Below are 15382 nucleotides of genomic sequence, written 5' to 3'. Positions count from 1 at the left end.
TTGCCCCTGGAAGGGGCTATTCCAAGAACCTACATCATCTGCAACGACAATTGAGCCTCATCTTCCTGATCTTGTTTATCTTGATGGCGCACATATCGTCTAATGATTTCTTCATTAACACCTACTGTATCTACAAAATAACCTCTGGCCCAAAAGCTATTGCCCCATAGCTTTTTACGTACATGAGGGAATTTATTGAATAGCCTTATCGCACTTCTTCCTTTCAATACTCCCATCAGCGTTGATACTGACAGCTTCGGCGGGATTATGACTACCAAGTGAACGTGATCTATCTGAACGTTTAATTCTAAAACCTCACAACCCTTCATATTGCAAAGGATATAAATTGACCTGTATAACTCCTTACCAAGGTTTCCTTTTAATATTTTAAAACGGTACTTCGGAGTCCAAACAATATGATATTTGCAACGCCAATAAACATGTGATGAACTTCTATAATCGCCCATGCTTTTCGTTTCCTCTTACTTGTGGTGAATAAGAAGTCTCTTTTAGCATGGGCGTAATTCAGGCTATAGCCTCAAGGAACAATCACCACCGCCAGAGGCGGTGGTTTTGGGATGACAATAAAAAACGGTACGCACTGCGTACCGTTTTTGTTTCTACGATTATCTACATCGTCATCAGCTTTGACACCAATCACTCGGCTTTAACTTTCCTGCGCTAGTCCACATCGATAGGTTTGATAACCTTACAAGGGTTCCCCGCCGCCACACAGTTCGCGGGAATGCTCTTATTCACGACACTACCAGCACCAATGACACAATTATCGCCAATGGTCACACCGGGCAGTACAGAGACGTTTCCACCTAGCCAGACATTATTGCCGATTTGAATTGGCGCTCCGTATTCCGTCGTTTGCCGCGCAATGGGATTAATAGGATGCGTTGCGGTAGAAATCATCACATGGGGACCAAACATCACATTATCGCCAATCGAGACTGAGCAAACATCTAATATGGTTAGATTATGATTGGCGTAAAATTGTTTGCCAATATGGATGTTATAGCCGTAATCGCAAAAGAAATTAGGCTCAATATGGGCGCAGTGTTGAATATCAAGCAGGCCACGAAGATGCTCCATTCGGGCATCAAGCAAAGTCGGTTCGGCTAGATTAAACTGATGACAAATGGATTTCGCCCGCATCCGCTCAGCCAATAACTCATCATCCCAAGCCTTATAGGGCTGGCCCGCCAACATTTTTTGTTTCTCAGTCATCGTATTGTCAACATTCCGTCCATGATGACCTAACCCTAACAATCGATTGATGAAAGTTCAAGAACTGCCTCATATGCTCTTGAATGAACTACCCGTCTTGCTGACAGAACATTTAGCTAATAGCCAATGTGAGTCACATTCAAGCATTAAATCTCAATCGAGACAAAGGTCATTGCCTTTGTTCGTCATCACAATAGAGTTCTGCAAATAAATACACTAGACACAAACTGTTAAGCGGCATGACAGGATTTGTCCAAATCATCCGGCTGTGACGCCCTGCTTCACCGAAGATTTCAAGCAATAAATCCGAAGCCCCATCGAGTGCTTTAGGATGTTCAAAGCAAGATTGATGCACATTCAGCACCCCTTCCAAGCGGTAAATTTGTTTTATCCGCGAAAGCTCACCGCAAGCCTGTTTCAATTGGGCAATGGCATTTAGGGTCGCAAGACGACAGGCAGCGTAGCCTTCGCTCACAGTATGATCTGCGCCCAATTGTCCTTGATACTGAAGCTCGCCCTCTAAATAGGGAAACTGACCCGAAGTCATTAACTGACTGCCGACAATTGAATAGGGTTCGTAATTTCCAAGAGCCGCAGCAACCTCAGGTAGTTCAAGCCCAGCGGCCACTAGCCGCGATTCAGGTGTGATCATCATAATGTCACCTCCTGAGAGGAGACATTCGCAGGATTAAGCAGCGGTGCTAACCAGGTCGTCAAATGCTGAGGATTGACTGTCAGCCAGTTCGCAGCGGCCTCATCTTCCGTCATTCCTTGTCGATTAACCGCATAATCGAGTTCTGCAACCATTTGATTCGATAATACTATGTTATCAAGTACCTGAATTTGTGCTGGCGAGAAATTAACCGCTAACTCGTGTTCACGGGCGAGCAATACCGCTTTATCTTTTCCCCCGAGTAAACCTTTAGGGTCCTGAAGATCGCGAATGCCGTATTGATGATGTAAAAATTGTGGATGCCACAAAGGAACGATCACCCAATCGTTTACCGCCACAGCAGACTCAAAAGCGGCGACACAGTCGGCCTGAGTGCCTGTTCTAAATTGATAACCTGCCGCCGTTAATCCATATTGCGTCATGATATTTTTAGAAAATCGCGTGATCCCCGCCCCCTCACCAATCCCTTGAATGATGGGCCGCATACGTTGCTGCACGTCAGGTTTGAGTAAATCCTCAATGCTCGACACTTGCTCAACAGGCACATAATCGGGTACGCCCCAGAGCGCATAAGGCTCATAATGTAGCCCGAGTTGCCGCGTAGCAACTCGCTCTTCGACACCTTGTCGATAAATCCCATGGCTATGGGGCAGCCATGCTGAACACAGCATATCCACTTTGCCTTCACCTAGCTGCTCAAAATTAGCCTCGTGCAATACATAGCTTCGTTGCACCTCTTTGCCCATAATCCCTATCACATGGGCCACCACAGCGGCGGTGACGCGATGAAAACTTAAGTCCGTCACTCCCATGCGAATCATCGGCTTACCCTGTGAGCTCTCCATATTTGTACTCTTATTCAATGAATTCATACCTATCGCACCTCGAGGAAAAAATGCCAATGATGCCAAACTGCCCAATCCCAACGTTTGCAATAATTGCCTTCTGAAGACATTAATCTCCGCCATGTTCAGGCTCCTTGGTGTCTAAAATAGTGAGCCTATCCATCACAATCCCTACGATGGCGTTGTCCTTTGCATAGGGGAATATCATCTCTACTTTGATGCCATTCGGATCTTCAAGAAACAACTGATGTTCACCAATCTCAGGCACAATTCGTTCCTCAAAAATCATCCTCTGCTGGCATAAATGCTGCTGCATCTGGTGTAAATCCGTACCACGAAACGACAAATGGTCAACACGTCCCGAGCCATAAATATTTCTGCTTTCCCCTAAGTAGGCCTCTAGCGCCTGATCGCCCGCTTCCACCAAATGCAAAATGGGCTTATTTGAGGCATAAAGCCAATGTCCAGGAAAACCAAACTGTGGCCGCCAACCTAATTTCAATCCAAGGATGACTTGATAAAACAACAGCGTTTCAACCAGTTTGGGCGTTCTGATGGTAAAGTGATCCAATCCGATTATGTTCATATTGTCATCCTCTGGCAGTACTGACTCGGTATAACCAAGTGCGAATCCAAACCGTTTTAATCCGCAAAAATCGTGTGAATAAATTCAGTTAAGATAAGCACTTGGCGTAAGGTTATAAAATTAATTGATGAGATTAATTGTTCGAATTAATTACCACGAACGCCCGCAGCCAACGGCTTAAAACGGAAAATATAATAAGGTGGACTGTTTTCAGCTTTGCCATTGTTTAATGGCGCCGATAACGGTAATTGCGCAGCCCCAGAGTACAAATAACCTTGCTTGCCATAACTCACACCGTCGGGCCAAACCATACGTTCATCATGGACATAAGTGCGATACTGGCGAGAATCAGCAGGGATCACGCCAATGGCCCGCTCTCCCACTTCCGTTAGATACAAATTATTCGCTTCATCAATACTTAAGCCACCGTTGTCGGGCTTATCGGCATAAGCCTCCACTTTGGCAGAGAGTGCCGCAGGCGTTAACGAAGGATTGATGAGATCTGTCATCCGCACACGGTAAACTTTGTCTTTATTCATCGGGGCAAAGTAGAGCCATGTTTGGGTTTTATCTAAAGCAATGCCATCGGCACCCACATAGACTTCAATCTGCTTTCTATCTTTTGAGTCTTTATCGATAATCAGTGGCCGCTGTAAGTCTGGCATCACACTGTTATCACCCTGTAATAGGCGCCGACTTTTCCCTGTATTTAAGTCCACAACCACCAACGCAGCCTTTTCACCAATGGGACCCGTGCCAATCCCCTCATCGGCAATCACAATCGCTTGATGTCGAGATGAGATAACAAAGTCATTATGTTGTGACTCAGGAAGAGAGACTGGCGCGGGCAAATGAATAATGCGATCTAATTGGTTTTTCTTGGTATCCCACGCCACTAATTTAGGCTCAATACGTGGCGCCTGCTGGCCAGAGTCTAATAGCCAAACTCTGTCTTGATCGTCGGTTCGCAGCCCCAACACCCAATTAAGGCAAGTGTCAGGTTCTTTCGCTTTGCCCTGCGGATCATGGCATTGCTGCCAATCCGAATTAGGAAAAGGCTTAGTACTACCATCCGCTAAAAGCTCTGCCACCTTAATGTTAGGTTGATAGAAAGGGTGATAACTGAAAATCAATCGTTCATCTGATGTGAAAGTAATACCGCCCACAGCCCCATCAAGTTCGGCAAAGACTTCCATTTTTGCCAGCGGCTCAGTCTGTGTCGCCCATGAGTGAGAACACAACAAACTGGTTGCCAGTAGAGTAAAAGCCTTTGATAACATTGGGTATGTAATGCGCGTAGATAATATGGTCATCTTCATTCCTCCTAACGTGGGCCAGCTAAAAGCGTTAAACTTGCTTCGCCTAATCTATGCTGCCAAAGATAGAATCCCACCAAAGCGGGTGTTGATCCCTTGTCTATCGGCAACTGCGCCACATCCAAAGCATGCACTGTCCATACATAACTGTGTTCACGTCCCTCTGGTGGACAAGGTCCAAAGAATCCAGGTTTACCTAAATCGGTATTAGCTTCAATGGCACCACTGGGTAGCGCTCCGCCATTCACACCACCTGCGAGAGTCGACACCTGTGCCGGAATGTCATACACAACACGGTGCCAAAAACCACTGCCAGTAGGCGCATCTTTGTCATATAAAGTGACAGCAAAGCTCTTGGTACCGGCAGGTACATTTTGCCAAGTTAAACGCGGCGCAATATTTTCGCCCGAACAACCAAATTGATTCCAATAATACTCAGGAGGGAACCTTGAATTATCAGCTAAATTACTTTCGAGACTAAACGCAGAGGCACTGTCGTCAGCCATAACGTAATTAATACTGGCGGCCAAAGCGACAGTCACCAAGAGAGTATTTTTAAAAGAGGAGAAATAAGGCGATTTCATAATGTGCTGAACCCATTTTTGAACTGTCCTAGAACAGTCATTAACCATTGATTTGAGAATGTGGGTTAGCATATCAATCAAATTATGATTGATAAGGCGCATTTGGTTGATATGAGTTTCAAAAAATATTGGATAATCTCAACATGCTTCTCAGTTATTTTTAGGTTATGGTACTTTCAGCAAAAATAATGCAAAAAAGTAACAGCCAAACGACTAAGATATGTTCTTAACACAATAATATAACGAGGTTTCGCTATGATTAAAGCGGCTTATCAACCTTGGTTTCCCTTGAACAGAAACCTAAAGCCACACCCGAACCTGAGTTGCAGATTAGACCATTTATCTTTAACCATACTGTGGCAAGAACTTGATAACGATGCATTCACGATGGAATTGTATTTCCCTACGATTTCAGGAATACAAGTAATTGATGAGTCAAGTTATCAAACCTTCTTAGATAACATAAGTGATAACTTTAGTGATATTCAACATGATGATAAAAGCAATACGCCATTCCCTATTGATTCAGATTTAAATATCACGAATCAATCCAATGCCGATTATTTTTCTTTACCTTGGCCAATATGGAAGTCGGTAAAAAATGCACGCCGTCCTTATTATGGTGAATTAGGCGAACATATTTACCAAGACCTATACAGTTATTATATAGTGGGCGCCGATAGTGTCTACTTGATCGATACTGATGTAGAACCTACAGTCAATGTCTTATCTCGTTAACTATGAAGTTAATCGCTGTTAACCGAACAACTGCAGAATTAATCACAATGGGGTTAGTGAGCATATTGTTAATAATAACTACAATATGTTTTTTGCGTGAAATATCGCCAGCCAACACAACCGATTACATTTAAAGAGAGCAAGTTCAAAATAAGCAGATTGGCTAAATCCTCCGTTTTCATTACACTATCGACCTTCTCATCTTCACCCAAGAATGACCAAACCATGCCTGATTTTGCCTTACTCGCTGTGTTTATCCCGACTTTTTTCTTTGTTTCTATCACGCCGGGCATGTGCATGACACTCGCCATGACACTGGGTATGAGCATAGGTGTGCGCCGCACCCTGTGGATGATGTTGGGTGAACTGGTTGGGGTGGCGTTAGTGGCCACGGCCGCCGTGATGGGCGTTGCCAGTATCATGCTCAACTATCCCGAAATCTTTCAAATCTTCAAATGGATCGGCGGAATTTATTTAGGCTTTATCGGCGTACAGATGTGGCGCGCGCGCGGCAAGATGGCCATATTAAGTGATGATGACACTAACCCCAGAGCCAGCAATTTCACCTTGATCTCTCAAGGCTTTATTACCGCCATTGCCAATCCTAAAGGTTGGGCATTTATGGTGTCTCTATTGCCCCCTTTTATCAATGCCGAGCGCGACGTCACACCGCAGCTCCTCGCCTTACTGAGCATTATCATGGTGACCGAATTTACCTCTATGCTCGCCTACGCCAGTGGTGGCAAAAGCCTGCGCATCTTCTTGAGCCGTGGTGATAATATTCGCTGGTTAAACCGCATTGCGGGCAGCCTAATGATAGGCGTAGGAGTTTGGTTAGCCATGAGCTAACGGTTTGAACTAACCGCTTAATGTAACCCGTTCTACCTAAAATGAGCCCAATAAAGTCCTGTTAACGCGGTCTTTATGAAGGCGCTTTTTTGTAGGGCAACACATCCTGCATCTGCGCCATATATTGCTGCATTTGCAGTGTTTCTTGCTCAACAAAGTCGGCAATCGCCGCCTTAAATCCCAAATGGGCGATGTTATGGTAGGAATACATTGCTACGGGTTCAAAGCCTCGCAGCACCTTATGTTCCCCCTGCGCGCCCGCATCAAACACTTGAAACTCATGTTCAATACAATATTGAATACCTTGGTAATAACAGGCCTCAAAATGTAAACCGTCGAGCTCAACCGTCGTTCCCCAATAACGACCATATAAGCATTTCTGCCCTCGGGTATTCTCACCTTTTAAATACAAGGCGCCAGCGACCATCTCGCCCTTTGCATCTTCAACCACCAAGAGTAGGACTTGCGCAGCGAGTTGTGCCCCCAACTGCTGAAAAAAGGTTGGCGTTAAATAGCCGCGATGACCGGAGCGCTTAAGGTAAGTTAATTGATAACATTGGATAAAAGTCTGCCATTGCGAAGCGGTGGTCTGCTCCCCTTCGACAAACTGAAACTTAAGATTAAAAGGCTGTAACTGCGCCCGCTCCTTCAAGATATTTTTACGCTTACGGGAACTAAAGCCCGCCAGAAAATCATTAAAATCCCGATAACCGCGATTATGCCAATGGAACTGAGTGCCTAAGCGTTTTAACAGCGAATGTGGCAAACTTTCAAATAACGGCGTTTGTGTTGGGGTAACAAACAGGCTGTGCCATGAGGAAATCGGGTTATCGCCCAGCCCTGGCTGATTAAGAATAGCTTCCTCAAGTACGAGATTATCCTGCGCTGATATTAGTTGGCGATTCAATGTCATCAGCAGTAATTGCGCCACGCGCAGTTGCTCGGCGCGCTCTACTGCGGGATGAATGCCCATCCGTTGACCTTGCACTGGGGTAAAAGGGATCGCATTCACCCATTTGGGATAGTAATCGAGCCCATGGCGCTCATAGGCTTCGGCCCACGCCCAATCGAACACATACTCACCGTAGGAGTGGGATTTTTGGTACAAGGGCATGACGGCAATAAGTGGGAACTGATTGAAGTGCTTAGCCGTTTGCACACTGATAAACCCTCCTTCAGCCAAAGGCAACAAGCTTTTATCCTTACTGGCGACATCATTTAATGTGTCACCCGCATCGAACACGCATAAATGTCGAGGCGTCCAACCGGTTGCAGTGCAGGCGGAGCGGCTTTGCTCGAGTGCCAACAGAAACTCATGGCGGCAAAATGGATTCGCCTCACCCATGGCGGCATTCCACGCACTGGTCGAAATATCCGACATTGAGCTCGCAAAAGCCAAAATAAGCTGTCTCATTGGGTAAATTATCGTCCTTTACTGGTGTGAACAAGTATACGAGGTTGCAATTAAGCCTAATTCTCGGCACATTGCATAGCCATAATTAAAATAAATTCAGGATTGAGTATGCGTCCAACAAGACCTTTTAGACCTCTTATTCTCGCCATTGCGATGGCGCTTCCCTTACTATCATCTCCCAGTCTGCTTGCCGATGAATCGCCAATTTTCAGCCAGATGGCCACCGCACAACCTGTGTGGGCTAAGCATGGCATGGTCGCAAGCCAAGAAGCTCTCGCCAGTCGCACCGGCGTTGAGATCCTAAAGCAAGGCGGTAATGCGGTTGACGCCGCCGTGGCTGTCGCCTTCAGTTTGGCAGTCACCTTACCCCGTGCAGGCAATATCGGCGGCGGTGGTTTTATGCTGGTGCATATTGCCAAAGAAAACAAAACCATCGCTATCGATTACCGTGAAATGGCCCCTTCTAAAGCCAAGAAAAACATTTTCCTCGACGAAAATGGCGACGCAGTTGAAAAACTGAGCCGTGAACACGGTCTTGCCGTGGGTGTGCCAGGTACAGTGATGGGCATGAGCTTAGCCCTTGAAAAATATGGCACTATGACTCTCGCCCAAGTCGCCGCGCCCGCGATTAAAATGGCGCAGGAAGGCATTAGCGTGACGCCAGATCTTGCCCAATCCCTTGCTGGCCTAAAACGCCGCATGGCCCAATGGCCAACCACGGCCGCTATCTTCTACAAAGCCGACGGCAGTGACTATCAAGTGGATGATATTCTTAAACAACCTGAACTTGCCCATTCGTTAAGTCTTATCGCTGAAAAAGGCACCAAAGGATTCTACGAAGGTGAAACCGCCACTAAGCTCATCAATGCGGTGAAAGATGCTGGCGGCATTATGACCTTAGACGACCTTAAAAATTATAAGGTTGTGGAACGTGAACCCGTGCGCGGTGAATACCGCGGTTACCAAGTTGTGTCTATGCCACCGCCATCATCGGGCGGCGTGCACATCATAGAAATGCTCAACGTATTGCAGCAATTCCCGATAGACAAACTCGGCCACAATACCGCCCAGACGATTCATCTGATGGCAGAAACCATGAAGTACGCCTATAGCGACCGCAGCGAATACTTAGGCGATCCCGACTTTTATAAGGTGCCAGTCAGAGCCTTAACCAGTAAGGACTACGCCCAAAAAATCGCCAGCCAAATTGCGATGAATAAGGCAACACCGAGCGCTGAAATCAAGCCCGGCAAGCTCGCCCCCTATGAGAGCGACCAAACCACTCACTTCTCGGTAGTCGATAAATGGGGTAACGCTGTCTCTAATACCTACACCTTAAACTTCAGCTACGGCTCAGGTTTAGTGGCTAAGGGAACAGGGATTTTGCTCAATAACGAGATGGATGATTTCTCTGCCAAACCCGGCGTGCCAAACGGCTACGGTTTAGTAGGCGGTGATGCTAATGCGGTCGAAGGCAATAAGCGCCCACTCAGTTCAATGAGCCCAACAATAGTGATGAAGGATGGCAAACCCTTCCTCGTCACTGGCAGTCCAGGTGGTTCGCGCATTATCACCACCACACTGCAGATCATCATGAATGTTATTGATCATGGATTAAATATCGCGGAAGCCAGTAATGCGGCGCGGGTTCATCATCAATGGCAACCCGATGAATTGCGAGTCGAGTCCAGCTTTAATCGCGATACCATTTCCCTGCTCGAAGCCAAAGGGCACAAGGTAAAAGTTCAGTCCGCTATGGGCAGTACGCAATCAATCATGGTGACCGAACAAGGAATTTTTGGTGCGTCTGATCCGCGCCACTCAGGTAGCGAAGCCATCGGCTACTAGCATCCCCATGATGCCGATTTTAGTGAAAGAAATGAGTGTAAAGAAATGAGTGAGAGAAATAGGTGGATGAGATAAAAGGATTTATGACCTATTCGATCTAGGTCATAAACCCTGAGTAAAGCTTGTCCTTCCGCTCAACGAATACAAACTCGCAATCAAAAAGCCCTGCTATACATCACTGTATAAGAAGGGCTTTTTATTGTGTGGAAAAGTTATTATGCTAATTTACATTGTTTTTTACTTTAGTGACGCTGCAACTGAATCATGAAATATCATACTAAACACCACTCACTTCAAGACAAAACATGTAGGTGAATTGTACTGGGTGGCCAGTTATTTCTATCGTTGGGACACTTGCGTTGGCTGGTATCCACTCATATAGGCTTGCCATGGCATTCACTCATCGACGCGCAGCCAGTCCGTCCGTGGATGCTCGACCCTGTAGGCTCCCCTCATAATTCATAACCCCAACAACCATGAATTAATGAGAGTTCAGCTAGTTTCTTCGCAGCACAAAGCAAATCATCTGCTGATATGGGGTAATCATGCCGTCGTCGCAGCAGTTCTTTGCCCATCCTGATTGTTGATAGCACATTCCTTTTCTTTATCGTGTTTGCTTGGAAGTGCCGCTGTAATTGCTGTGTTTCCCCGTATAATCCTACCCACCAAAATGCCAGTTGCACCAATAATGCTATCAATAGCAGTATATCCATCCTCGCCGCGTAACGTGTTCTGCTATGACGTAAACCAAAGCCATAAGCGGGACTTTTTAAATCTCTAAAGGTTTCTTCTATTTGCATCCGCTTTTGGTAAATATTAACCAGTTTTTGAGGCGACATGGCTTCCATGGTCAAGTTAGTCACCAGTGCCCAAGGCTCTTTGGCGGTCAACTCATACGTCCATTGCGCAGTATGGTGACAGTCTGTTGTCGTACTTCGCTGACCTTTTCTGCCTTTACTTGGGGCCCTGAACAATACCATCTCACATAACAAAGGTTTCTTTACCGATAACGCCACCCGCCCAACATGTTTTGCGCGACGACGGGCTTGGGGATAAAGCGCTTTTAGTGAAAATTGGCGACCGAAAGGATGCGGCCGATAGACACTCAATCCTCTAACGCGACCCAGCCAATACCAACCGAGCAGCTCGACTTTTCGAAACCATGGATTACGAAAGCCCGCGTCAGTGACTATCAGCGGGGTGATGTTGTCAGGTAATACTTTTCTGAGTTCATTAAGAAACTGATTATGGGCGGTTTGAGTGCCTTGCAGCACTAACGGAAATGTTCGTTCGTAGAGCGTGATAGAGCGACCTTTGATAGCGATAGAGGCGCGTAGCGCAATAAGCTCACGACCTTCACGCATATCTGACCAATCCACCAATATTGTCGGCATCGTATGTGCTGCTAGCAACCACTTTGCATGCCACTGATAAACAGCCATTCTTTCATGGTGAAGATGCGGGTTGCCCAACAATCTATCCATGCGTTTTATTGAGTGCTTAGTATGAGTGCTGGTGCCATCAATGTGCCGCCCTAAATGCGTTAGGGTGAGGCAATCCGCGTTGATAAGTGCTCGGCAAGCAACCATGAGGGTATTGAGTCGCTTTTGATGGATTTCTGGACAATGTTGATAGAGAGATTGATGTAAGATAGTTAACACTTGCACCTTGAAGCCCTGTGATTGATGTTTGTTCGCACTTCCATCAGATCACACTTCAAGGTGCAAGTTCACTCCAATCTAATGATTTATATGTAAATCATCAGGGGATTCTTCAGTGCTCGACCGCCCCATCCATGGGGCGGACGGTCGTCTCGCTAATCACCATGGCTCACCTTTCAGCCATTATCATAACTTGTTGCTTCTAAAGACAGATCTAACATTCACAGTTATCAGATTGACTAATCATTTTATTTATTGATGACTTATAAATGCTTTTTAATAAGGCTAATAAAAATACACAGCAATCTTTTGGACATTTCTGAGTGAGATCATTAGCACTAACAAATGAATTTCGGATAAAAATTTCTATGGATTAGCGCTTGGCATAAGGTGCGCCAGCGCATTACTTACTAAACCAAATACAATTCAAACCAAAACCGCCGAGTGTCAGGTGTCACCTTAAGGCCTTTGTTAGAACTCTTTGATGATTATTATGGACTTACTTTCGATAGCAGTTTCATGTTCTTTAATTAACTCTTCCCACGGCCAATTAATTGTTACGTATTTCCTATAAAACAGGAATCGCCTATCAATAACAGTAATCTCATCATTAGCATCATTAAAAGCGATAACCAATCCTCGACCGTCTGAGTCAACTTGCAATTCTTCAAGTTTTTGCAAGACTGTTCTCAGGTTTGTTTTAATGATACGTGGCTGTCTTGTGGACGCAATGCTAAGTATTTCATCTAAAGTAAAACCTTCAATTAAAAGATTATCTTCAGCTTCAACAATTGCAGCCATAGCATGAGCATAAATACCTGTACTATCTTTCCTTTTTCTTATTCCTGAAGAAACATCTCGGGCAAACTGCTGATACGTTGTATCTAGTTGTTCGGCATGCGACATCGCAGCCGAGTCAAAAGCCTCGATATTGTTTAACTCAAGCAATGATTCTTGCTCTGTCTCAACATTTAATTCATCCAGATAAGCAAGAACGAGCTTTTGTAAAAGCCCAACATTTTTATAGCAATTTTTAGCCAATAGATTCAAAACAGAATCATTGAATTCAACTTTAAGTACAGAAGCACCCTTTTTAATGACTTGTTTTAACTCTAACTCTGTCCAGTCCACTGAGAGTTCGACAATTCTATCAGCCAAATCACGGTTAAGAGCAATTAACAAATTACTTCTAGTCCAGACACCAACCAACACAATAAAGCAACCGTAATCCCATAATGCTTTCAAGTCATAGGAAAATCTCAACCTTTCATCAATAGATAAATAATGAAAATCTTCAACAATCAATCTCTTTCCAGATTCTTTGATTAGGTCTGAAATAAATCGTAAATCATTAATATCGTGACCAACAGTTTTACCTTTTATTGCATCTTCTTGGCTTGTTTCTAGCCCCAGTTTTAATTTTATTTTAGCAATCAAGGCAATACCACCATCCGCTGTGGCTTCTATTTTCCCCTTTATAGTGTCCTTTTGAGTTTCCTCAACTATCAGCTTTATTCCTAATTGAGACAAAGCATCTGTATAGATATCTAAAGTTGTTGTTTTAAAACGACATTGAACAACCAAAGAATCAGGTATACATTTTTGTCTTAGCCAAGACTTACCAGATTTCGATGCTCCTCGTAATGCTACATGATTTTTTCTTCTCAAGTGCCTAGATATTTCAGCATCCAAATTCCCTCTATCTACGTATGAATACTCTAGAATCGTATTCGACACTCCAAAAACTTCATCACTATTTTTTTTCAATTAAATACATCCTTAGTAACAATTTATAGTGAGGGTGCTAACGCTCGCAGCATGGGCGAAACTGTAGCGAAGCGGAAATTTTGTCTCGGTGCCTACGATTGTTATGCGGTTTTCCCACCATGTATTCTCACTATAACTGAATATGTTGGGCCTGACTTTACCGAAAACAGTTTGATCCTAACGACCGAGCAAACAGAGCTGTCCTCTCCCAATATTTCAGTTATATCCATCAAGTGCAACGCATTACTCTCAGGTTTGATTAGCGGATGGTCCTCTAAACACCCGATCCATTGCTTAGCATTATTATGCTGTTGTAATGCTATGGGAAGAATCGGGCTTTCTTCTTTAGGGAACCCCCCTTTCTCGGCTACATAATATGAGTACGCTATTTTTGCCAGCATTCGAATGAAGGACCAGATATCTAATTTTGTTTCAACCTCGATACCTGTAGCTCGATTCTTATTTAGACAGTCTATTTCATTGCCGATGTGTAATGTGTCGATACCTGCAACCTCTATACTTGCAGGGTTAATATCCTTTGCTTTACCTCCGAGCGCCAATGGTGTTGTGAAGATAGGTAAGTGCATAGTGTGAAAACCGCCCTCGATAGGCATCTCTCCATCAACACGTTTCTGGCCAATTATGAATCTCACTGGTGCTGTCGGCGATTTATTACGCTTTTTATGCCGAGATGAAACCCCCATAGCACGACGGCCTACGTCTAGAAATCCCCTAAGCACACGAAGCTCTACCTTCGAAGTGATTTCTGCACATTTTGCGCAACTTGACTTTGGTAACACGAAATTTCCGTTCAATCCGAATGGAATTATGTGTTCATCAGTAAGCTTGTCTTTTGAATTTCCACAATAAATACATTGATTTACCGGTGAGTATTCAAACTTTGGCGCTCGCAGAAGTCGATTACTCATAGTTCTCTCGGTATATGCTTTAGCTCATAACGTCTTAGTATTTATGCGCTGCCACATCCGTGTAAATGGGTATGAATGATGCTATAGGAATTTGCTTTTTTGCGGTAGCGGTTTTTTATACAGTTTGATGGGTAATCACTTGATATCGTTTTAGCTTTCTCATTTTTCGCACTTATTGTTTGCTGATGAATCGCTATCTAACGACTCAAAACTCCAAGGAATACACCTCCCCTCGGAGTTGCCGCAGGGCGAATAGAGCTCTTGATTTAATAAAGAGTGCGTGAGTTCGGCATGGATGACCGACTAGCTTTCGCAGGTGCAGGGACGCATCCTTCGGAAGCGATAGCAAATTTGGCAATAAGCACAAGGGGCTTTCAACTCAGTTGGGGACGTCATGGAGCATCCAAGGAGGATAGGACGAGCAGTCCTCCTTGGTCGACTCTTTATTAAAAAATCAGGGGGTGAAGCCCCACGACTTTGATTGTGATTAAAGAATTCAAACGAAGTTTGTAATGGTAGAGATCACTATTTCACCGCCGATAGCTCGATAAATGCTGCGGTGTACATTTTTAGGTTCAGCATAAATTGCTTATGGGTGATGAACTCTTTTTCGGTATGGCCAGTGTATTCCACGCCCAGCATCGCTTGGGCAAAACTTAAAGCAATGGGGAATAATTTACTGTTCGTTGAGCCGCCAATTTCAACGGATTTAAGACCAACTATGCCAAGAACGCACGCCCTAGAAACGGTAATATCCTCGCCCAGTTTGCCATCATTTTTTGCTTAAAAGCCTGAAACAAAACATTTGTTACAAACTAAACACAAAATCGATGGAACCCCTAGTCCGATACATGTTAAACAGTCACATTAAGCTTAATTTAATGGTTTTAGCCGCACGTAGACTTCAATTTTTTCTTGAAATCCAAGGCCATCATC

14 protein-coding genes and 1 pseudogene are annotated in these 15382 nt (G+C 44.6%); 3 read left to right on the top strand and 12 right to left on the bottom strand.

Translation table 11 applies throughout. The features are described from left to right. Positions 1 to 29: 29 nt before the first annotated feature. The 7 genes from tnpA to RA178_RS08815 form a co-directional block, all read right to left on the bottom strand. The gene (gene tnpA / locus RA178_RS08845) at positions 30 to 467 is read right to left on the bottom strand and encodes an IS200/IS605 family transposase (protein WP_306682077.1); all 438 of its coding nucleotides are present in this window, start codon (positions 465 to 467) and stop codon (positions 30 to 32) included. 214 nt (positions 468 to 681) lie between these two features. Continuing rightward, positions 682 to 1236: a sugar O-acetyltransferase gene (locus RA178_RS08840; protein WP_131525027.1), complete on the bottom strand. Its 555-nt coding sequence runs from the start codon at positions 1234 to 1236 to the stop codon at positions 682 to 684. Positions 1237 to 1405: 169 nt separating this feature from the next. After that, the gene (locus RA178_RS08835; protein ID WP_198573679.1) at positions 1406 to 1891 is read right to left on the bottom strand and encodes an Atu1372/SO_1960 family protein; all 486 of its coding nucleotides are present in this window, start codon (positions 1889 to 1891) and stop codon (positions 1406 to 1408) included. Further along, complete coding sequence (locus RA178_RS08830) at positions 1888 to 2877, bottom strand: glycine betaine ABC transporter substrate-binding protein (RefSeq protein WP_306685168.1); 990 nt, start codon at positions 2875 to 2877, stop codon at positions 1888 to 1890. Before RA178_RS08830 ends, RA178_RS08835 begins: the two co-directional genes overlap by 4 nt. Then, positions 2864 to 3340, bottom strand: a complete 477-nt coding sequence (locus RA178_RS08825; RefSeq protein WP_306685167.1) for a VOC family protein — start codon at positions 3338 to 3340, stop codon at positions 2864 to 2866. The genes RA178_RS08830 and RA178_RS08825 overlap by 14 nt, the downstream gene beginning before the upstream one ends. Positions 3341 to 3486: 146 nt before the next feature. Further along, entirely contained in the window at positions 3487 to 4653 is a 1167-nt protein-coding gene (locus tag RA178_RS08820; RefSeq protein ID WP_251071153.1) for an L-dopachrome tautomerase-related protein, read from the bottom strand. Positions 4654 to 4664: 11 nt separating this feature from the next. Beyond that, positions 4665 to 5240, bottom strand: a complete 576-nt coding sequence (locus RA178_RS08815; RefSeq protein WP_168827397.1) for a YbhB/YbcL family Raf kinase inhibitor-like protein — start codon at positions 5238 to 5240, stop codon at positions 4665 to 4667. Positions 5241 to 5495: 255 nt separating this feature from the next. On the opposite strand from RA178_RS08815, the gene RA178_RS08810 reads away from it, so the two are divergent. Together RA178_RS08810 and RA178_RS08805 are read left to right on the top strand one after the other, a co-directional pair. Next, the gene (locus RA178_RS08810; protein WP_306685166.1) at positions 5496 to 5978 is read left to right on the top strand and encodes a hypothetical protein; all 483 of its coding nucleotides are present in this window, start codon (positions 5496 to 5498) and stop codon (positions 5976 to 5978) included. Positions 5979 to 6203: 225 nt separating this feature from the next. Continuing rightward, on the top strand, positions 6204 to 6827 hold the full coding sequence (locus RA178_RS08805; protein WP_306685165.1) for a LysE family translocator: 624 nt from the start codon (positions 6204 to 6206) through the stop codon (positions 6825 to 6827). A 73-nt stretch (positions 6828 to 6900) separates the two neighbouring features. Here the strand turns inward: RA178_RS08805 and RA178_RS08800 are convergent, their stop codons facing one another. Further along, positions 6901 to 8241, bottom strand: a complete 1341-nt coding sequence (locus RA178_RS08800; RefSeq protein ID WP_306685164.1) for a GNAT family N-acetyltransferase — start codon at positions 8239 to 8241, stop codon at positions 6901 to 6903. Positions 8242 to 8349: 108 nt separating this feature from the next. Here RA178_RS08800 and ggt point away from each other — a divergent pair, with 108 nt between their 5' ends. Beyond that, a complete protein-coding gene (gene ggt / locus RA178_RS08795; RefSeq protein WP_263171905.1) occupies positions 8350 to 10089 on the top strand; it encodes a gamma-glutamyltransferase in 1740 nt (579 codons plus the stop codon). Between the two features lie 452 nt (positions 10090 to 10541). Here ggt and RA178_RS08790 read toward each other — a convergent pair whose 3' ends face one another. From RA178_RS08790 to RA178_RS08775, 4 genes and pseudogenes are all read right to left on the bottom strand, one after another. Then, positions 10542 to 11756, bottom strand: a complete 1215-nt coding sequence (locus tag RA178_RS08790) for an IS4 family transposase (protein WP_306685163.1) — start codon at positions 11754 to 11756, stop codon at positions 10542 to 10544. A gap of 465 nt (positions 11757 to 12221) precedes the next feature. After that, entirely contained in the window at positions 12222 to 13517 is a 1296-nt protein-coding gene (locus tag RA178_RS08785) for a hypothetical protein (RefSeq protein WP_306685162.1), read from the bottom strand. 101 nt (positions 13518 to 13618) lie between these two features. Then, on the bottom strand, positions 13619 to 14446 hold the full coding sequence (locus RA178_RS08780; RefSeq protein WP_306685161.1) for a hypothetical protein: 828 nt from the start codon (positions 14444 to 14446) through the stop codon (positions 13619 to 13621). A 525-nt stretch (positions 14447 to 14971) separates the two neighbouring features. Beyond that, positions 14972 to 15172, bottom strand: a pseudogene (locus tag RA178_RS08775) (dipeptidase); the annotation flags it as partial. Positions 15173 to 15382: the final 210 nt, after the last annotated feature.

This window comes from Shewanella oncorhynchi, from assembly GCF_030848765.1.
GTDB classification, from domain to species: Bacteria; Pseudomonadota; Gammaproteobacteria; order Enterobacterales; family Shewanellaceae; genus Shewanella; species Shewanella oncorhynchi.
Note: the sequence above shows the minus strand (reverse complement) of the source record. Positions and strands in the feature narration are given on the sequence as shown.